Source organism: Lignipirellula cremea, assembly GCF_056501455.1.
Genome location: NZ_CM151415.1, coordinates 5,030,358 through 5,048,905, shown reverse-complemented (window position 1 = coordinate 5,048,905; position 18,548 = coordinate 5,030,358). Strand labels below are relative to the sequence as shown.

The 18,548-nt window shown below is 63.7% G+C and carries 16 protein-coding genes and 1 other RNA gene; 6 read left to right on the top strand and 11 right to left on the bottom strand.

Annotated elements, in window-relative coordinates:
• The first annotated feature begins 90 nt into the window (after positions 1–90).
• Positions 91–459 carry a 4a-hydroxytetrahydrobiopterin dehydratase gene (locus tag SH602x_RS19675; protein WP_479473929.1) on the top strand — a complete coding sequence of 123 codons (369 nt, stop codon included), beginning with the start codon at positions 91–93 and terminating at the stop codon, positions 457–459.
• Between the two features lie 15 nt (positions 460–474).
• Here the strand turns inward: SH602x_RS19675 and SH602x_RS19670 are convergent, their stop codons facing one another.
• Positions 475–756: a hypothetical protein gene (locus SH602x_RS19670; protein ID WP_479471366.1), complete on the bottom strand. Its 282-nt coding sequence runs from the start codon at positions 754–756 to the stop codon at positions 475–477.
• Positions 757–1,304: 548 nt separating this feature from the next.
• Between SH602x_RS19670 and SH602x_RS19665 the strand changes: the two genes are divergently transcribed.
• The gene (locus tag SH602x_RS19665; protein WP_479473928.1) at positions 1,305–1,772 is read left to right on the top strand and encodes a hypothetical protein; all 468 of its coding nucleotides are present in this window, start codon (positions 1,305–1,307) and stop codon (positions 1,770–1,772) included.
• Between the two features lie 116 nt (positions 1,773–1,888).
• Here the strand turns inward: SH602x_RS19665 and SH602x_RS19660 are convergent, their stop codons facing one another.
• Positions 1,889–2,467, bottom strand: coding sequence for a DUF2062 domain-containing protein (locus SH602x_RS19660; RefSeq protein WP_479473927.1), 579 nt, complete (start codon positions 2,465–2,467; stop codon positions 1,889–1,891).
• 424 nt (positions 2,468–2,891) lie between these two features.
• On the opposite strand from SH602x_RS19660, the gene rnpB reads away from it, so the two are divergent.
• Positions 2,892–3,285: RNase P RNA component class A (gene rnpB, locus SH602x_RS19655), an RNA gene on the top strand.
• Between the two features lie 37 nt (positions 3,286–3,322).
• On the opposite strand, the gene SH602x_RS19650 is transcribed toward rnpB, so the two are convergent.
• Both SH602x_RS19650 and SH602x_RS19645 read right to left on the bottom strand, forming a co-directional pair.
• A complete protein-coding gene (locus SH602x_RS19650; protein WP_479473926.1) occupies positions 3,323–3,877 on the bottom strand; it encodes a toxin-antitoxin system HicB family antitoxin in 555 nt (184 codons plus the stop codon).
• A gap of 349 nt (positions 3,878–4,226) precedes the next feature.
• Positions 4,227–5,144 carry a sugar phosphate isomerase/epimerase family protein gene (locus tag SH602x_RS19645; protein ID WP_479473925.1) on the bottom strand — a complete coding sequence of 306 codons (918 nt, stop codon included), beginning with the start codon at positions 5,142–5,144 and terminating at the stop codon, positions 4,227–4,229.
• A gap of 382 nt (positions 5,145–5,526) precedes the next feature.
• Between SH602x_RS19645 and hflX the strand changes: the two genes are divergently transcribed.
• Both hflX and SH602x_RS19635 read left to right on the top strand, forming a co-directional pair.
• Entirely contained in the window at positions 5,527–7,146 is a 1,620-nt protein-coding gene (hflX, locus tag SH602x_RS19640) for a GTPase HflX (protein ID WP_479473924.1), read from the top strand.
• A gap of 68 nt (positions 7,147–7,214) precedes the next feature.
• Complete coding sequence (locus tag SH602x_RS19635) at positions 7,215–7,976, top strand: SDR family NAD(P)-dependent oxidoreductase (RefSeq protein ID WP_479473923.1); 762 nt, start codon at positions 7,215–7,217, stop codon at positions 7,974–7,976.
• Here the strand turns inward: SH602x_RS19635 and SH602x_RS19630 are convergent.
• The 7 genes from SH602x_RS19630 to SH602x_RS19600 all read right to left on the bottom strand — a co-directional run bounded on the left by SH602x_RS19630 (position 7,914) and on the right by SH602x_RS19600 (position 15,327).
• The gene (locus SH602x_RS19630) at positions 7,914–8,180 is read right to left on the bottom strand and encodes a carbon storage regulator (protein ID WP_479473922.1); all 267 of its coding nucleotides are present in this window, start codon (positions 8,178–8,180) and stop codon (positions 7,914–7,916) included. The two genes, SH602x_RS19635 and SH602x_RS19630, sit on opposite strands and share 63 nt — an antisense overlap.
• A 204-nt stretch (positions 8,181–8,384) precedes the next feature.
• Entirely contained in the window at positions 8,385–10,130 is a 1,746-nt protein-coding gene (locus tag SH602x_RS19625; protein ID WP_479473921.1) for a vWA domain-containing protein, read from the bottom strand.
• A 158-nt stretch (positions 10,131–10,288) separates the two neighbouring features.
• A complete protein-coding gene (locus SH602x_RS19620; protein WP_479473920.1) occupies positions 10,289–10,837 on the bottom strand; it encodes a TadE/TadG family type IV pilus assembly protein in 549 nt (182 codons plus the stop codon).
• A gap of 52 nt (positions 10,838–10,889) precedes the next feature.
• Positions 10,890–11,363 carry a TadE family protein gene (locus SH602x_RS19615; protein WP_479473919.1) on the bottom strand — a complete coding sequence of 158 codons (474 nt, stop codon included), beginning with the start codon at positions 11,361–11,363 and terminating at the stop codon, positions 10,890–10,892.
• Positions 11,364–11,693: 330 nt separating this feature from the next.
• A complete protein-coding gene (locus tag SH602x_RS19610) occupies positions 11,694–13,901 on the bottom strand; it encodes a G8 domain-containing protein (protein WP_479473918.1) in 2,208 nt (735 codons plus the stop codon).
• 20 nt (positions 13,902–13,921) lie between these two features.
• Positions 13,922–14,398 (bottom strand): hypothetical protein, encoded by a 477-nt coding sequence (locus SH602x_RS19605; protein WP_479473917.1) that lies wholly within the window; start codon positions 14,396–14,398, stop codon positions 13,922–13,924.
• Complete coding sequence (locus SH602x_RS19600; RefSeq protein ID WP_479473916.1) at positions 14,398–15,327, bottom strand: DUF1559 family PulG-like putative transporter; 930 nt, start codon at positions 15,325–15,327, stop codon at positions 14,398–14,400. The genes SH602x_RS19605 and SH602x_RS19600 overlap by 1 nt, the downstream gene beginning before the upstream one ends.
• A gap of 357 nt (positions 15,328–15,684) precedes the next feature.
• On the opposite strand from SH602x_RS19600, the gene SH602x_RS19595 reads away from it, so the two are divergent.
• Positions 15,685–18,519 carry a PSD1 and planctomycete cytochrome C domain-containing protein gene (locus SH602x_RS19595; protein WP_479473915.1) on the top strand — a complete coding sequence of 945 codons (2,835 nt, stop codon included), beginning with the start codon at positions 15,685–15,687 and terminating at the stop codon, positions 18,517–18,519.
• The last annotated feature ends 29 nt before the right edge of the window (positions 18,520–18,548 follow it).

The window sequence follows — 18,548 nt, the reverse complement described above, 5'->3', positions numbered from 1 at the left end:
TTAGCGGAGCGCACTAGAATGCGATCGGATGCCGGGACGTCGAGCCCGGCAGGGGAAGATCGCGTCGCCGAGGCGCTACAGGAGGCTGCAATGGCCGTCGAATCCGCTCAGGATCTGCTCTCGAAGCGATGCAAGCCTTGCGAAGGAGGCGTCGAGCCGATCTCGCCGGACGATGCGCGCGAGCAGGCCGCGAAGCTCGAAGGCTGGTCCGTCGCCGAGAACGGAAAGGCGATTGGGAAGCGCTGGAAGATGCGGAACTTCGTCGCGGCGCTGGAATTCTTCCGGAGCGTCGGCGATCTGGCCGAGGCGGAGCAGCACCACCCCGACCTGCATCTGACCGGTTATCGCGAGGCCGCGATCGAGATCTCGACGCACGCCATCGACGGACTGTCGGAGAACGATTTTATCCTGGCGGCGAAGATCGACCGGCTTTCCTGTGACGGATCGCCGCGCGTCTGATCTATGCCGGGTCGATCACGCAGCCATGCGGCGCGTCGGCGCTACCGGCGGGGCCAGTCGTTCCCACAGGTCGACGGTGAGGAGCATCTCGCCGTCGCGGTGGTAGAACTGCAGCAGGTTGACCGGGATCAACCACATCGCGGCGCACTCGCCGGCCCGATAGGTTCGGGCCATCTGCCGGCCGTCCCGGATGAGGATCTCCTCCTCGTAACAGTCGATGTCGCCAGGAGCGACGCCGACGCGGGCGAAGCCTTCGAGCGCCAGGGCTCGTACGGCATCATCGGAGAAGGCAGCCATGGTGCGGTCTCTTCCCTGAGTCCGAATCGAAGCGACGGAGGCACAGCGGCTCCTCCGCGGGCGCCGCGACCGCGCAATATCGCAGTCCGTCGCCCTGTTAGGTATCGGCCCGCTCGCTCTCCCGCCTTGGGCCGGAACCCGGGCGCCTTCCGGTTCCGGGCAGTTTCCTCTCCGCTGAATCGTCAATAGCCGCATGGACGACCAGGTTCCGCCCTTCGCCCCCGTTGCGGGGCGTCGAGGCTATTACGGCGCGAGCAGCGCCGCGTGGCGATGACAAGGGCGTACATGACCGCCTTGCGAGGTGTGTGTGCCCCGGAGCGAGATGCTGGAGTCTCTCCGCGGACGGGGTCCTTTACGGAAAATTATTGCTTCTAGTTGTCGGTTTCATGGCAACAATGGTGTAGATTGGGCGATTGAAGTTAGTGCGGTTCTCGCTCCCTGCGAACCGCGCGGTTTCGTCCTCTCCCTCCCTTGCGACGCTCCACCACCCGCCTGCGTCGCGAACTGAAGCTCGGAGCTCCCCGCCCTCGGATCGAAGAAGGAACGACATGCTTCCGCTCAATGCGCTGATCGGAACCCTCGCCTCTCCCTCCCGCGATTCGTTCGCTCCCCTGGGGGAGCGACGGATGGCCGAACTGGCCGCCTTTTTCCAGCGGCCCGCGACGCAAGAAATCGTCGTACTCGCCTGCTGCGTAGTGATCGGTCTGGTGTCGTCCTACGACGGTTACCTGACGATCCGCTATCACGAGTCGCTCGCTCAGATGGAGATCAATCCCCTGGGGCGGTCGATCCTGCAACTGGACCGGGACGGCGGAGCGTCCGCCACGGCGCTGGCGACCTTCCTGGGCCTGAAGTTCGCCGGAACGGTGATCGTCATCTGCGCCCTGCAGGGAATCTTTCGCGGCCACCGTCGCATCGGCCTGACCAGCGCGATCGCCGTGGCGATCGTGCAGATTCTGCTCGGCTTCTATCTCACGTTCGGCGAGCACTACATGCTCGCGTCGATCCTGGGTTAGTCCCGAACGGACGATCCGGAATATGAAAGAAGGGCGCCGTCGGGTTCGACGGCGCCCTTCTTTCATTGTCTGTCGTCGTCTTCCGAAACCGCGGCACGCGTCCGCGCGATCGGCTCTCAGGCGGTGAAGGGCGGAAGTTTCTCGATGTACTTCGGTCCGTTCGGGTTGCCCCAGCGACGGATGCGATACGCCCGGATCGAGTAGAAGGTGAGGTAATACGTCAGCACGCCCAGCACGCCGCCCAGGATCACGCTTCCCAGAACCAGCGGCCAGCAGATCTCGCTGAAGCGGGTCAGGTAGAACATCGTGCTCTCCTGCCAGCCCTCAGGCGGATGAAGCAGTTCGCCCCACCACCTGGTTCCGATCGAATTCTGCAGCAGGCAGATGCGTCCGACCTCGTACGACGCCCACAGGATCGGAATCGCCGTGACCGGATTCGAGATCCAGACCAGCGGGATGCCGATCACCTTGTTCGCGCGAAACAGCCACGAGAAGAACAGGACGAGGGCCATCTGAAAGCCCCCCGTCGGCGTCAGCGACACGAACATGCCGATCGCCGCGCCGAGCGCCAGCTTGTGCGGCGGATCGTCGGCGTGCAGCACGCTATGAATGACGAACCGGCGCACGCGCCGCCACTGGTATCGATACCGGCGGTAAAGCGTGCTCGGCTTGGTCACGCTGGGATGACTGGCCACCAGGAAACTTCTCGAAGGGTCGGGCTGCTGCTCAGAGCGTACGGAGATTCATGGCGGCGACGCTGACGCTCCTCGTCAGGAGCCGCGACGGAGTCGGATCCTTCGTCGCTGAACGCTCGGTCGCCGAAACGCATGAGTCTCGCTAAAAGTTGATCGGCAGGTCGAGTTCGGAGTTCAGCTTTCCTGACGCCGTGAAGCGCTGCGTAAGCTCGTTACCGCCGCCGATCGCCGTAAAGTATAGAATCGTCTCGGGAATGCGAGAATCCGAAGTCCGCCTTCCGAGGGGCATTCCGATGCGTTTCGGAGCAGCGTCAAAGTCCGGTCGGCTCGAAGTTTAGAAGCGACGGTTTCGATTTCGGCTTCTCGCGTGAACTTCTCTTGAAGATCGGTGATCGAAGTAATCTGACCGAAAGGCGACGAGGCGAGAGCGGGACGGACGGCCGCCGGCGGACGAGGAATCGTTCGCGGGAGGAAAGTCCGGGCGCCATAGGACAGGCGGTCGGTAACTCCGACCGGTCGTGAGGCCAGGGAAAGCGCAACAGAAAGCAAACCGCCTGGAGATTCGTCTCCCGGTAAGGGTGAAACGGTGCGGTAAGAGCGCACCAGCGGTCGGGGAGACCCGATCGGCTAGGCAAGCCCCGCCCGGCGCGAGATCGAGCAGAGGAGACGGCCTTCGCCACGTGCGAAGGCCACGGTCTGGTCCGGGCCGTTCGATCCTCGGGTAGATCGCTGGAGGCGGCGAGAAATCGTCGTCCTAGAGAAATGGTCGTCGCTCGCTTAGGCGAGAACAGAACCCGGCTTACAGTCCCGCTCTCGCCCCGCCGCCTTTCGCCGTCAGTTCTCCGAGTCTTCGACTTACTCTTCCGTCAGGTCCGACTGCGCGAGCCGATCGAACTCTGTCGATTCCACGTCCTGCAGCAGCTTCAGAATGCAGAGCTGGTTCATGCTCGTGCGGCGGCGATGGGCTTCGTGCCGCAGCGACTCGTGCAGGCTCTTCGGAACCCGGACGGTGATGACCTTCAGCGGCTCCTTGCTGTTGATCTCCCCCTCGTGCGAACGCAGGACGCCGACCATCTGCTGGATCGCCGCGTAGGCGGTCGACTCCCGGAAGGCGGCGACTTCTTCGTCGGTCTTCAGGGCCTGCCGGACCATTCCCTCCGGCCCGAGCACGGCGCTGAAGAAACGGATCCATTCCAGCTTCTGGACATAGAGATCCCGGGCCGACTCGTAAAGATTCCGCCACGCCGGCGGCAGTGCCTCCAGTTCCTGACGGGTCAGATCGAATAAATGCGTCGCGGCGCCGGCCGTCGATTGAGCGTCGGCGGGCGAGGACTGATTGCCGCCGGCGGGAAGGTCGAAGCGACGGTGCGAGGTGGTCGTCTTGTCTTCCGTGAGTTTGCCTTCGTTCATGCCGCGATTTCCTTCTTCTGCGGGTGAATGGACGTCCGCCATGACTGCGTGACGTCTGCATCATTCCGGTGAAGGCAAGCGGCGCTAGCAAACCGCTACAACTGCTACACTTACGACGAACGGACCGTGGTGCGACAAAATCAGGCAGCGTTGCATGGAATCGAGCGGCGGGTGCGGCGCCTAGTTATTGAGCAGTGGCAGGATTCTCAAAGACCACGTGTCCAGTCAGTTCGGGTCTTTTGGATTGCGCAAATAAAAGGCCTGCTGCGCCCCTAGGGGGCGCAGCAGGCCTCGTGGATGAATCGGTCGCTGCCTGCGTACGCGAACGCAGCCGCGATCGGCGGGCGAGCTACGCGGCCGCGATTTCGTCACGCACCTTCAGGAGGAGGTCGCGCGTCGCCTTCACGCCGGCGAACTCATCGAGCTTCGAGCCTTCGTATTCGATCCCGACGTAGCCGTGGTAATCGAACTCGAGGACGAGCTTCATCATCTTCAGGTAATCGGTCTTCGTCTCGTTGCCGTTCTCGTCGAAGTCATGGCTCTTGGCGCTGACCGCCTTCGCGAAGGGCATCGTTTCGCGGACGCCTTTGTAGCGGTCGTATTCGTGGAAGTTGCCGAAGTCGGGCAGCGTCCCGCAGTTCTCCTTGCCGACCGTCTCCATCACCGAAGCGAGCCATTCTCCGTTCGACGACAGGCCGCCGTGGTTTTCCACGATCACGTTCAGACCGAGCGGAGCGGCGAAATCGCTCAGCCGGGCGAGCCCGTCGGCCGCCAGCTTGAGTTGCTCTTCGTACGAGCCGCTCGAGGCCGCGTTCACCCGGATCGAGTGGCAGCCCAGGAACTTCGCGGCGTCGAGCCACTTGCGATGGTTATCGACGGCCTTGGTCCGCGCCTCGTCCTTCGGATCGCCCAGGTTCCCTTCCCCGTCGCACATGATCAGCAGGCTCTTAACGCCGAGGTCGGCGGCGCGCTTTTTCATTTCGCCGAGGTAGGCCTCGTCCTTCGCCTTGTCCTTGAAGAATTGGTTGACGTACTCGACCGCGTCGATGTCGAACTTTTTCTTGACGGTTTTCGCGAAGTCGAGGTGATCCAGTTCTTTCGCGAAGATCGCCTTATGGAACGACCACTCCGCGACGGAGAGTTTATAGAGAGGTTCCTTGGCAGCCGACTCGTCAGCCGCGAACAGTCGGGAACCGGGGAGGAGGCTGGCGGCGCCGGCGGCGGCCAGGGTCTTCAGAACGTCGCGACGGTGAAGCGAAAACTGCATGAAGTCGACTCCAGGAGAGAAAACGCCGCGAAAGCGGTTCGCGTTAGCAAGCTTATGTCGCAGCGGTCCGAAATGCGGGCGGCAGGAAAGGCTGAATCGCGGGGCGAACCCGCCGGTCGAAGAACGGTCAGTATAGGTACGGGAAAAATGGGCGGCAACGAAACGGCGCCAGCGCCCCGGCGAATCCCGGTCGGGACGTAAATTTTCGCCGATCGGCGCTGCCCCCGAGCTTCCGCGACATCAAAATGGGCGAAGACAGTCCGCTCGCCCACAGCGAGCGACCCCTGACGACCGCGGGTCGAGGGCGACTGCCGCGAACGGATCTTGGAAGATCCGTTCCCCCGGCCGATCAGGCCGTAATCCTTCGGAGCATCCCCAGAGCGTGACATTCAGAGACGATCGGAAGCAGAGCGTCGCCCAGGAAACCGCCGTTCTCGCCCGCGTCATCTTTCCGGAGGACTTCGTCGAAGACGATCCTCTGGAAGAAGTTCGCGGCCTCGCCGAAACCGCCGGGACCGTCGTCGCCGGCGCGGGCGTCACCCAGCGACGCGAAAAACCGGACGTCTCTACGTTCGTGGGCAAGGGGAAGCTGGCCGAACTGAAGCGGATCGTGAGCGATCACGACGCCGACGTGGTGTTGTTCGACAACAACCTCGGTCCGGCGCAGACCCGCAATCTCGAGCAGGAATTGAAGGTCAAGGTCATCGACCGGACCGAACTCATCCTCGATATCTTCGCCACCCACGCGCAGACATACGAAGCCCGGCTCGCGGTCGAACTGGCTCAGCTCGAATATTCCCTTCCGCGACTGAAGCGGATGTGGACCCACCTTTCGCGCATGAAGGCGGGCGTAGGCACGCGCGGTCCTGGCGAAAAGCAGCTTGAAGAAGACCGGCGACTGGTCGAGAGGCGGATCGCGGATCTGAAACGCGACCTGCAGTCGGTCGAGCGTCGCCGCGAACGTATGGTCGAGGGGCGCTCGGGCACGCCGACGGTGTCGCTCGTCGGCTATACCAACGCCGGCAAGAGCACGCTGATGAACGCGCTCACGGACGCGAACGTCTACGCGGCGGACAAGCTGTTCGCCACGATCGGTACGCGGACGCGTCGCTGGAAGCTTCCGAACTGGGGACCGGTGCTGCTGTCGGATACCGTCGGCTTCATTCGCGATCTTCCTCACCAGTTGATCGCGTCGTTCAAGGCGACGCTGGAAGAGGCCCGGCAGGCGGATCTACTCCTGCACGTCGCCGACGCCAGCAATCCGAACGTGTTCAACCAAATCACCGCCGTTTACGAGGTCCTCGGCGAACTGGAGATCTCGGAGAAGGACGCCTTGCTCGTGCTGAACAAGGTCGACCGGATGGAGTCGCGCGAGACGCTGAACGCGATCCTCGAGCGCTATCCCTCCGCGATCTCGATCAGCGCGGCGACGGGCGAGGGCTTCGCGCGGCTGACGCACGCGGTCAGCGATCACCTGAGCCGACACTTTCTGGACCTGGAAGTCGACATGTTCGCCGGCAACGGAAAGTTGCAGGCGTACCTGGCTGACCGGGGCGAGGTGCTGTCGACGCGAATCGTCGACGATCGCGCGCTGGTGCATTGCAAGTTGTCAGCACGGTACTTCGGGCCCCTGCGAGATGCCGAAGACGTGAAAGTGGCCTGCAAGTCGGGATCGCTTCCCGATTTCAGCGCGGTGGAGGAACGCCGCAGCCTCCGCGACTTGCAGCGTCGTCTGCGTCGGGCGAATGCCGAAGGCGTCATCGAAGACGAGGAAGAGTCGATCTCGGCTGACGACAGCGTCATGAACGGTCACGTTGTCGACGACGCGTCGAACGGCAAGCCGCATGCGGACGGCGTTACGGAAGCCGGCGATCAGTCAGCCGACGATGCGAGTCGCGAGGGCGCGTGGAGGCTCGACCGGATGCAGAGTCGCACGCCGGCACATGAGGACGGTCGCTCTGCACATGACGATGGTCGCTCCGCTCCGGGCGACGGTCGATGATGAACCAGCGGGGGGAGTCCGGCAGAACGGAACCGCGTCGACGTCCCCGGCTGAGGAAGCTTCGCGGCATGCGCGTCGTGCTGACGGGCGCTTCGAGCGGAATCGGACGCGAGCTGACGCTCGCGCTGGCACGCGCCGGCGCGGAAACGATCGCCGTCGCGCGGCGGGAGGACCGACTCGTAGACCTGGCCAATTCGGCGCTTGGGCTGATTCATCCGCTGCCGGGCGATCTGACGGACCCGATCTTCCGCGGCGAAACGATTCCGCAGGCAATCGAGCGCCGTTGGGGCGCGCTCGATTGCCTGATCAACGGCGCGGGCGTCGGCGCCGTCGAACGCTTCGACCAGTCGAACGAAGCGACGCTCCGCGCGCTGATGGAGATCAACTTCTTCGCGCCGGTCGAACTGACGCGCTCGGCGCTCCCCTTCCTGCGACGCGGAACCGACCCCGGGATCGTCAACGTCTCCAGCGTCCTCGGTCATCGCGCCGTGCCCGGCAAGAGCGAGTACTGCGCGACGAAGTTCGCGATGCACGGCTGGTCCGACGCGGTCCGTGCCGAACTGGCGGACGAAGGGATCGACGTGCTGCTGATCAGCCCCAGCACGACGAACAGCGAATTCTGGGAGAGCCTGGTCGCAGGCGAGGGAGACGCGCGCCGAACGGCGAAAGCCATGTCGGCGGAAGTCGTCGCCCGGGCGACGCTGTCGGCGCTCCGACGGCGCCGACACGAGTCGATTCTTTCGCCAGGCGGGAAAGCGCTGGTCTGGCTAGATCGCCTGCTTCCCGCTGTCGCCGATCGACTCGTCGCCCGATTCGGCGACAAGCCGTAGACCGGCGACTACCGACAGCAGATTCGCAGGCCGCTCGTCGCGAACGCGTTCCTCTCGCGGCTTCAGTTCGCCGCGACGGATGCCGACGCCCTCCGGCGCTACGACGCCGATCTTCACCGACCCAGATCCGGTGCGAAGGACGCGGATGACGACGTCGTCGCCGATGACGATCTCTTCGTTCTGTCTGCGGGTGAGGACGAGCATGGTCAGGTTCCTTCGTGGATGACGGTTTCGATTCGTTCGAGGCGCTCACGAGAGAGCGGCTACCTACTAATACGGTCGTCGCCTGACACGTCCGGTCGATCGGGGATTCGAAAGCGCGAAATCGGGTCGGGAATACGAAAAGGACCCGCCTCCGGATGGCTCCGAAAGCGGGTCCCGCGAAGGAGATACGATGTTCGCTCTCGTTCAGTCGTTAATTTCCACGAGTTTCGTCGACGGAACCATCGATCCGATCTGCTGGAACGACTGCTCCATCTGCTCTTCCATTTGCGTGGGGGACGATCCGCCAGGGACGTCGATCCAGATGCCCTTGCCGGCGAAGGCGATCGCCCGCATCAGGTTGCGATCGGCTCCGGCGCCGACGCTCATGGAATGGACGGTGATGCCTCGCTTCACGCACTCCGTCGCCTCGTAGAAGGCGTACCGCTTGTGGACGTCTGTCGTGGAGTAGTCGGCCACGCCGTTTCCGTCGTAGTCCGTCCACTCGGCCCAGTTCCAGTTCGACGGCAGGGTGAATCCAGAAGGCGAGCGATTCGCCAGACCGTCCGTCATGACGATCATCGTCGGACGAGCGCCGTATCGCAGGTGCCCCGTGTCGGTTCCGCCCGTTCCGAGCAGCATTTTGCGGCCTTCCAGGATGCCGTATCCGGTGCCCGTGTAGCTGGCGTAGTGCCCTGCCTGCTTATGGCGCTGGATGGCGTCGATCTTGGCGTAATCGTCGGTGATCGGATCCGATTGAAGGTCGATCACGGTGTCGCCGTCGGAGAGATAGTCTTCGCGGACGGCGTAGTCGGCATAGCTGACGACGCCGAGCTGGTCTCCGTACGAGAGATCTTCCAGGAAGTCGCAAAGCATCGTGGCGCCTTCCTTCACCGCGTGGAACGGGTAGTGGGGCGTGCGCCAGAGGTCCTCGCCCTCGTTGTAGGCCTCTCGATTCGTCTGCAGGTAGTCCATCAGCGTCCGGTACCCGTAGCGACGCTTGTAGGTGCCGCTGAGGTTCTTGACGTAGCTGATGTAATTCTTCCACTGCGTCGTGCTGGCGTTGTAGTCGGGCGAACCCTTCTCGACGCCGCTGGAATAGCGTCCGACCTGCGGGAAGGGATACTTCGGCGTGCCGTTGGAGTTCTTCTCGTCGAGATCGAGGGAAGCGAAGATCGTGTTGGTGTCCGTGCTCGACTTGTACGTGCCGTACTTCGAGCTGATCTGCCCGAACCCGGTCGAAGGGAACTTCGACTTGCTCGTGCCCGAGAACTTCGGATCGGCCGCACGCAGGGAATCCCACATCGCGTCCAGGCTCCCTTCGACGGTCGACTGGCCGAGGTTTCCGACGCTGGCGAGCGTCGAGTCGTCGTTCATCGAGCCGGAGAAGTCGAGCACCAGCACCAGGTCCCGCGACTCGACGAAGGCGGCCGAACTTGCCAGCAGCGGAGCGCTCTGGCGTCCGACGGCCCAGCCGAAGGAGAGCGGCACTTCCGAATCCTGCGCGGTCAGATCGAGATTGTCGCGACGGACGTCGACCTGGACCGTGTTGATCGGGCCCGCGTTCCAACTGGTGACCCAGCCGCCCGTCGCGGGGTTGTACTTGCGGTTGCCGAACTTCACGTCGCGGTTCGGATCGATCCACGCGCCGTTCGCTTCGGCGACGTCGACCGCCATCTGGCGCGCGACCGCCACCGAAGGCGAGTCGATACCGACGTCGAACGAGCCGCCGTTACGGCCCGCGTCGTGGATGGCTCGCGTGATCTCCTGCGCGGCGGCAAGCGACGCGGCGTCTGCGGCGGTCTGAATGTTCGTCTGCGTGAGCGAGAGCTTGGCCGTGTCGACCGCGAACGCCACGAAGGCGAACATCGCGGTCAGCGTGAATGCGGCGAGCACGGTGATGATGCCCTTCCGCCTGAGAGAAGTGGAAGCGGCCTTGTTCTTCCTCGTCACGAGGGCGGGGCGACCTCCTCTTTTCCACCCGGGCGTCGGTTCAGGACGCGAATCCTCAGACTGCGGCGTAGTCATGATGCGGATCCTCGATTGCACAGCCAGCGAGATGAGACGGTACGGTTGCGTACGGAGAAGCGGCGACGAACAGGAGACGCTCGTCAGTTAATCAACGTGGAGCGCGCGTTGCGGAACGTGACGCTCGCCTCGAAGCGGTACTCTTCCGCTCCGGGAAACGTGATCTTGGACATCGCGTTGTAGGGAAGCCGGATCCGGACGTCGAACAGCCGGTAATCGTTGTTCGTATCGTCCAGGTCGAACGTGAGCTCGGGGTTGTCGTGATCAAGGATGTCGATCTGCAGTTGTCCTGCTTCCGGATCGATGCCGTTCGCCTTAAGCAGATTGCGCACGTCGTCGATCAGCTTGTCGTTCGCGGTCTCCCCTTCGTCGAGGAAGTTCGTGCGGTCCATCGCCGCGATCCGGGCGCCTTCGCGTGCCGCGGAGGCGAGCTGATTCTGCATCGACAGCGCGCGGGACGCTTCGGCGACGCCCAGCAGCGTCACGATGAAGACCGGCGCGACGAACGCGAATTCGACGGTCACCGTTCCCCGGCGAGAGCCGCGGGAGAGGCGACGGCGACGCGGCGCGGGCTTGCCGCGCAGTGCATCCGGGATCGAAGGTCGAGTTACTGAGTGGGATTCGGCGTTCATGGAACTTCGGTTCGCCGGCGGAAGAGAAGATGACTCTCGCGGGGCTTCGCGATCACTCGTGCCGGGAGATCGCGAAGCCGGCGAGCGGAATGTTCTGGATGAACGGAACCTTGATCACCGCTACGTCGGAGTAGTTCGTCGTCGCGTGAACGAGGAACAGCGTGCGGTCGTCGATCAGTTCCAGGTTCGCGTCAGGCAGCGCGATCACCTGATCGCTCGTCGTCGGAACCGAGCCGTCGTCGTCGAGCGACGAGACGTCCTTGATCGAGATCGTGACTTTGCTCGAGTCCATCGCCGAGGCGAGGTAGGCCTTCATGAAGGCGACGGTCTCCTCGTTGGAGACGCCGTCGACGGAGGCGTAGCGGGCGCCCTTCGAGCAGGCGGAGCGGAGCATGTTGCTCGCCATTTGTGCGTAGCAGATCTCGAACAGTCCCAACAGGAACGTGAAGAAGATCGGCAGCACGAAGGCGGCTTCGACGGTCGTCGTTCCGCGGCGACGAATCCGAAACAGGCGGCGAACGGCCATGGGTCGACCCGGAAAAACCGGTCCGACGAGAGAGAAGAAACTGGCGAAAGATCGCCGCCTCGGCTGAGAGCCGGGCATAGACCTCGCTTCTGCTTGAAGCCTAGGTCACGTTTCTCCGGTGCGCGAAGGTTTTCCGATTTTTCGCTTCGCGCCCCTGCCCTGCCGGTGCAAGCCTCGCCGCCGCGACGACTTTCGAGGGGGCGCCGAGGCCGATCGGAGGCGTCGATGCGAAGCGAACTTCGCGCGGTCGAACGCGGCGAACGCCTGCTGCAGGCGGCCGTATGGCAAGCGGATCCGAGTCGTGAATGAAACCTGGGGAGCGCTTATCGATCAGCGATGCAGGTGACCGGCGCTGACGGACGTCTGGAGCGACGCATCCTCGCTTGCGTCGGATCCGAAGCGATGGGGTCGCGGTTCCACGTTGCCGGCGTCGTCGATGGCCGCGGCAGTCAGGTCCGCAGTAGCCGCGACGTCGGCAGAGAGTTCGATTCGCCATTCGGCGAAGTCGCCTCGCACCGACTGCGCCTGCTCTCCCGCGACGAGCACGCCCGCGACGCGTTCGTCGTCGATCGAAGTTCCGTAGACTTCGATCGATCCGGACGAGAGTCGATTCACGCGCGTGACGACCGTGATCGGAGGCAGATCGTCCTTGCGCGCGAAGTTCGGGTACTTCGCCATGCCGTCTTCGAGACGGATCTCCGGACCATGTCCGCCCATCGGGAAGAAGATGGCGTGCGACTGGATCTGGCGGAAGGAGATGTCGTCGTACTGGTGCAGATCCATGATCGTGCGCCAGATGCCGTAGTTGCAGTCGAAGACGTCGAGACCCTGCACCATCACGCAGGGCGTCATCGCATGAAACGCCCAGTGCGAATCCCATACTTTGAAGTTGCGGATCACGAACGGATGACTGGGGTCGGGGCCGACGCCGTCGCACGTTCCGCCGATTCCCTGCGCGTACTTGTACTCGTCGGCTTCGGAGTCGAATCCGCCGTAGGTCAGACCGCGAATGCCGCCGAGATTCAGCGCGAATCGCCGATGGCAATGGGCCTCGTTATCCTCGAACCGCAGGAAGGGGAGCGTCCGGATGTCGGTCGGCTTCCGCGATCCGTCGGCCTGCGGAATGGGTAGCGTCGTGTCGAAGGTTTCGGTCTTTTCGGCCTCGAACCGATAGCCGTGCTGGTCGCATTCCACGGCGACGTTTCGCGTGAACGCGTTCAGGCTGTTGGCCCACCAGAAGCCGGCGCCGTCATTGAGATCGAACGGCAGCACCTGGTCGGGAAGCGGTTTGCCGACCGTCGCCTGGGCGGCCAGGTTGCGATCGAAGACGTTGAAGACTTCCGTTCCGTCTTCCAGAAAGAAGCCGTGGCCGACGCTGCTATAGCCGATGCAGTCGCGGACGACCAGGTACTGCGTGCCGTGGATCGTGATCCAGCGATTGCCGCTGTCCCAGACGCTGACTCCGATGACCGAGCTGCCGCGCATCGTGTCGCCGGCGAGATGGAAGTGGATCGGGTAGCGACCGAGGACGCCTTCTTTGCCGAGGTGGCGGAACTCTGCATAGCTGATCGAACCGGCCGACCCGCGGTGGTACATCGTGTGTCCCCTGCCCTTCTCGGGATCGGCGGACTCGATGATGACGTTCCGGCTGAGGTTCGCGACCTCGGCGCTGTACTCGCCGCCGCGATGCGTCTTTTCGAGCGGGCGGTCGAGCGTCAGCGTCGCCTGAGCGCCGGCGGACATGCTCGCCAGACCGTTCATCTTCTGGGCGTCGACGATCGTGCGAACCTCGGACGCGGGCTGGTCGGTAACATGGGCCGTTCGGATCCCCTGGACAGGCTCCTGTCGGGAGGTGCCCGTGATCAGAATCTGATCGCCTTCGTTCCATCCCGTCACCGAGTCGGCGAGGAAGATTTTCGTCGCGCCGTCGTCCGCGGTCCGCGTGAGCTTGACCCACGTCCGGTTCATGGGGGCGCCATGAATCTCCATGCGACCGCCGCAGCAGACGATCGCGGGCCACGACTTCTCGTCCGTCCCGGGAATCGCGTGCAGGCGGATCAGCGCCATATGGCCCGCCGGAATCGGTCGGTCCGGCGTCCCGATCAGGAGCTGCGGCTGCGGGCCCTTGCCCATCGCATGCAGTCCGTGCGCGTCGCAGTCGAAGCCGTTCTCCGAGACGCCGTCGCCCGGTTGGACTTTGACGAGCCCCACTTCCAGCCGCGTGTCGCGATCGGTCGCGAAATTCAAGACGCCTGAGATATGAACCGCACGAATCACCTCTTCCGACGCGACGTCGTACGCGACTTCGTGGCCGGCCTTCACCAATACGACGTCGCCAGCCTGAGGAATGCGATCGCCTTCCCAGGTCTCGGGCGAACTCCAGGCGCCGGACTTCACGGAGCGGACGATCGTCAGCGACGGCGATTCGACGCCTGCCGCCGGAACGTCGTCAGCTCCGCGAGCCGCGAAGCCTGCCGAGAGAGCGAGCGCGACAATCGCGCCGAATCGATGCGTTGAACGGCCGTTGAAGTTGATCATGCAGGTATTCCGCGAACGGATTAAGGCTTGGCGAGATCGATCGTCGGAAGCGTGTTCGCTCCTGCGGCGATCGTGGCTTTCCAGGGCGACGACTCCGGCTTCGCGAAGCGTCCCTGCAAGATGTCCGGGACGGAGTTTCCGTCGGACTCGATCTCCAGCCGGCGTTTTTCGTCGATCTTGGGATCGGGCCAGACGACGGTAACGGTCCACTCGCCTGCAGGCGCGCCGTCCTCCGGCACGTACGTCGAAAGCGAGTAAGTCCCCGAGGCGTCGGCGACCCCGCTCGGACGAAGAGCCTTCGCCTGTTCGTCGATGATGGAGGCCGCGGGGTGAAGGGTCACCCGTGCGCCCGCTGCCGGTTTGCCGTTCTTCTGAACCTGACCGGTCGCCGGATGCAACTCTACCCGGGCAGGTCCGCCGCAACCCAGCGCCGCTGCGACGAAGGCCGCGGCGAAGCACGACAGAGCGAGCGAAGACGTCCGTTGATTAGCTGGCATCACGGCATCTGCACGGCTTCGCCGCCGTTGGGGGAGCCGAGCGCGCGGAACGTATCGCCGTCGAGCGTCTCGGGCAGAAATCGCACCGAGCCGTCGGCCAGGCCGAACATGCAGCCGCCGGGGTGGAAGCTGTAGGCCTGGAACTGATTGCTGCAGTTCATCATGCAGGGCCCGGGTCGCGTCGTTCCATCCATCGTGTAGGAGTTGAGCGCCATCGCCGTATTTCCGGACCAGGAAGAGAAGACGTGGAATCCTGTCGGAACGGGCGTGATGACCTTATTCGTCTGATAGAAGTCGGGTCGCCCGCCGATTTCGACTACCCAGAACGTATTCGAGGTTCCGTCCGTGATGCCGGCGAACTTCGTGACCAGGGATCCGTCTCCCCCCTGGCCTGATAGAACGCCGTTCTGGAAGGCGGCGAAGCAGCCCTCGGTCACTCGATTCGCTGCATTCCGAACATTGCGGACGGGATAGTAGCTTCCCGACGCGAGCGTTCCCGCGGTGTATTGCGAGCCGCCTACGTCGGCGACCGTCACGGTCGCACCCGAACCAGCGCTCGAAGGACACGACAGAAACGGAACGACGGTATTCACGACCGGTTGATTCACCTGATGGTCATAGCCCTTCGCGAAGTTGTATTGGTCGGCGAGGTTGCCCTGCTCGATGAACGGCATGATCACCATATGAAACCCGTTCATCGTGGCGTTCCCTTCGTCGTTCGTGAACGTCGAACGGCTGAGCGGCAGTCGTCGATACGTGTCGGCGTAGTTGTGGATCGCCAGACTGATCTGCTTCAGATTGTTGCTGCACGACATACGATTCGCCGCTTCGCGCGCAGCCTGCACGGCTGGCAACAGGAGCGCGACGAGGACGCCGATGATCGCAATGACCACCAGCAATTCGACGAGGGTAAATCCGCGAGCTCGCATCGAAAGCCTCCTAGGGATGGAGATGACCGAAAAGCGTTTCGGTCAGGGAGCTGGCTAGCTGCGGAAGCGTCCGCGTGCGTGGCTGCGCTCGTAGAGTGTGAGATCGTGTCTCACTTCCAAAAGACTCTATTCGTACGACGCGTTTCCGTCAACCGACCGCCTGCCTGAAGAAACCTCCATCGATCGAAAACGTCAGCCGTTAGATGTGGAACGTTCGATTCGAACTTGCAGGCGACGGGCTTGGATCGGTTTGGTCCTTTGCCGGAATGGGCGGTACAATGCTTTCGCGGCGAATGACCCTCTCTTCGGGAGCGTTCGTCGTCCCGCCTTCCGCTCTCCCGCCACGATCTGCCGACGATGTTGAAGCGAAACAGATTCATAATCCGCTGCGCCGTCGTCGCGCTCTGCCTGTCCTTCGCCGTGCCGCTGTGGGCGGACGAGGGCACTGCCGAATCCGCCAAGTTCTTCGAGACGACCATCCGTCCGATCCTGATCGCGCGCTGCGTGGAGTGTCACGGGCCGGACAACGCCGAGAGCGAACTGCGCCTCGATTCGAAGGAAGCGTTCGCAGCCGGCGGCGTCCGGGGCGAGCCTCTCGTCGGCGAGGGGGACGCGAAGCCGGGGCTCTTCCGCCAGGCGATCCGGCACGAGAACGATCTGGAGATGCCTCCCTCCGGCAAGCTGCCCGAGGAGGAACTCGCCGCGCTCGAACGCTGGATCGAGGCCGGCGCTCCGTGGCCCGAGTCGGCGGGCGGTCTGCGCGTCTCCTCCATCGAAGAGCGTCGCGCCCAGGACCGTGCGCAGCATTGGGCCTATCAACCCGTCACGCGTCCGACACCTCCCGCGGTCGCCGATGCTTCGCGCGCGGTTACGCCGATCGATCAGTTCCTGATCGCGAAGCTCGAGGCGAAGGGCCTTGCCTATTCGCCCGAGGCCGATCGGTACACGCTGCTCCGCCGGGCGAGCTTCGACCTGCTGGGCCTGCCGCCGAGCTACGAAGAGGTGCAGGCGTTCGAACAGGACGCTCGTCCCGACGCCTGGGAGCGGGCGATCGATCGGATGCTCGCTTCGCCCCGCTACGGCGAGCGCTGGGGCAGGCACTGGCTCGACGTCGCGCGCTATGCCGATACCAGCGGCTACGCCTTCACCCGGGACAATCGTTATCCCTACGCGTTCACGTACCGCGACTACGTCGTCCGATCGCTGAATCAGGATCTGCCTTACGATCGGTTCGTGCAGGAGCAACTTGCCGCGGATCTGCTGCCCGATCCCCGCGGACCGGAGGCTCTCGCAGGGCTCGGCTTTCTGACGGTCGGACGCGACTTTAACAACGGGCAGGACAATCTCGACGACAAGATCGACGCGGTCTCGCGCGGCCTGCTGGGACTGACCGTCGCGTGCGCTCGCTGCCACGATCATAAGTACGACGCCATCGCGATCGGCGACTACTACTCCTGGTACGGCATCTTCGCCAGCAGCCGTCAGCCGGAGGAACTGCCGCTGATCATCTCCGAGCGAGATCGCGATCGTTACAAGGAATTCTTCGCCGGTCTCGAAGAGCGGAAGAAGGAGGTCGAGGCCTTCGAGCGACAACTCCATACGGAGATCGTCGATCAGGCGTACAAGTCCTTCGCCGATTACGTCGTCCGAACGCAGTACGACCTGCCGGCGATGAGCGAGCCCCGTCCCGAGGGGCTCACGATGGAGGACAAGGACGTTCGCAAACGGATGCTCGACCGCTTCGGCGACTGGGTCAAGGAACGCCGCAGCGAAGAGGGTTCGCCCTTCGCGCCGCTGCTGAGCGTCATCGATCTGCCCGAGGCGGAATTTCCGGCCAAGCTGACCGAGACGCTGACTGCCTGGCGTGCCGAAGTTGGGGCGGTTCCTGCGGACGATCAAGAGCAGCCCCCGTCGCTTTCGATGAAGCGGACGATCATCGAACGCTTCGATGCGAAGATGCCTGTGCGGCGGATCGACGCGATCTTCGTCGCTGCGAAGGCGTATCAGGAACTGATCGAATCGGCCCGGACGGCGCTCGCGGCGAAGGCGTCAGGTTCTGCCGAACAACCGGTCTCGGCGCCGGCGGCCATCGTCAATCGATTCGAACCGATCGTCGCCGCGGAGACGTTCCCCGCCAACGTCTCTTTCGAGAAGTCGAGAGAGTATCGCCATCGCGAAGACCGCGACCGCCTCCAGGAGGTGGAGAAGAAGGCGAAGCAGTTCGAAGCCGACCACGCCGATCCTCCGCCGCGGGCGATGGTCCTCGAACAGAACGGCAAGCACGATCCAAGAATCTTCAAGCGCGGGAAACCCGACAGCCCGGGCGATGTCGTCCCGCGGCAGTTCATTCCCGTCGTCGCGAAGGCTGACGCGAAGCCTTACGAAACGGGCGGTCGGCTGGAACTCGCTCGCGACGTCGCTTCTGCGGAGAACCCGCTGACGGCGCGCGTGATCGTGAATCGCGTCTGGATGCACCACTTCGGCGAGCCGCTCGTCGCGTCGCCCAGCGATTTCGGCATTCGAACCGAGAAGCCGGTGCAGGCCGAACTGCTCGACTATCTCGCCGGCCGACTGATCGACTCCGGATGGTCGCTGAAGGCCCTTCATCGCGAGATCATGGCGTCGAACGCGTACCGGCAGATCGATCGCCTCGACGAGAATGCGTACCTGGCCGATCCGGAGAATCGTCTCTTCTGGCGGTACGAGCGGCGGCGACTGGAATGGGAGCCGCTGCGCGACTCGATCGTCGTCGCGGCGGGACGCTTCGACGGAACCATGCACGGAAAGGCCGTCGAAGTTTTGAAGCCGCCGTATCCAGGTCGACGAACGCTCTACGCTTCCATCGATCGGCAGGCGCTGCCTCAGACGTTCCGTGCGTTCGACATCGCCAGTCCCGACCAGAGCAGCGCCCGGAGGCCGGAAACGGTCGTGCCGCAGCAGGCGCTCTTCCTGATGAACTCGCCGCTCATTCAGACGCATGCCGACTCGCTCCGCGACCGCGTTTGCGGATCGTCGGAAGCGACCGATGCGCGAATCGGCGAACTCTTCCGCATCGCCCTCTCTCGCGATCCATCGACCGACGAGCGGGAGCTTTGCACGGCGTTCATCGCCGGACGCGAAGGCGATCCCTCCGCCTGGGCGGAGCTTTGCCAGTCCCTGCTGATGAGTTCGCCGTTCACCTTCGTCGACTGAATCATCCGCGTCGCCAGAGTCCGCTCTGT

Excerpts from the sequence above, each read along its gene's own strand:
- SH602x_RS19675 (WP_479473929.1), top strand. The coding sequence starts at position 91 with ATGGCCGTCGAATCCGCTCAGGATCTGCTCTCGAAGCGATGCAAGCCT.
- SH602x_RS19670 (WP_479471366.1), bottom strand. The coding sequence starts at position 756 with ATGGCTGCCTTCTCCGATGATGCCGTACGAGCCCTGGCGCTCGAAGGC.
- SH602x_RS19665 (WP_479473928.1), top strand. The coding sequence starts at position 1,305 with ATGCTTCCGCTCAATGCGCTGATCGGAACCCTCGCCTCTCCCTCCCGC.
- SH602x_RS19650 (WP_479473926.1), bottom strand. The coding sequence starts at position 3,877 with ATGAACGAAGGCAAACTCACGGAAGACAAGACGACCACCTCGCACCGT.
- SH602x_RS19645 (WP_479473925.1), bottom strand. The coding sequence starts at position 5,144 with ATGCAGTTTTCGCTTCACCGTCGCGACGTTCTGAAGACCCTGGCCGCC.
- SH602x_RS19635 (WP_479473923.1), top strand. The coding sequence starts at position 7,215 with ATGCGCGTCGTGCTGACGGGCGCTTCGAGCGGAATCGGACGCGAGCTG.
- SH602x_RS19630 (WP_479473922.1), bottom strand. The coding sequence starts at position 8,180 with ATGCTCGTCCTCACCCGCAGACAGAACGAAGAGATCGTCATCGGCGAC.
- SH602x_RS19620 (WP_479473920.1), bottom strand. The coding sequence starts at position 10,837 with ATGAACGCCGAATCCCACTCAGTAACTCGACCTTCGATCCCGGATGCA.
- SH602x_RS19615 (WP_479473919.1), bottom strand. The coding sequence starts at position 11,363 with ATGGCCGTTCGCCGCCTGTTTCGGATTCGTCGCCGCGGAACGACGACC.
- SH602x_RS19610 (WP_479473918.1), bottom strand. The coding sequence starts at position 13,901 with ATGATCAACTTCAACGGCCGTTCAACGCATCGATTCGGCGCGATTGTC.
- SH602x_RS19605 (WP_479473917.1), bottom strand. The coding sequence starts at position 14,398 with ATGCCAGCTAATCAACGGACGTCTTCGCTCGCTCTGTCGTGCTTCGCC.
- SH602x_RS19600 (WP_479473916.1), bottom strand. The coding sequence starts at position 15,327 with ATGCGAGCTCGCGGATTTACCCTCGTCGAATTGCTGGTGGTCATTGCG.
- SH602x_RS19595 (WP_479473915.1), top strand. The coding sequence starts at position 15,685 with ATGTTGAAGCGAAACAGATTCATAATCCGCTGCGCCGTCGTCGCGCTC.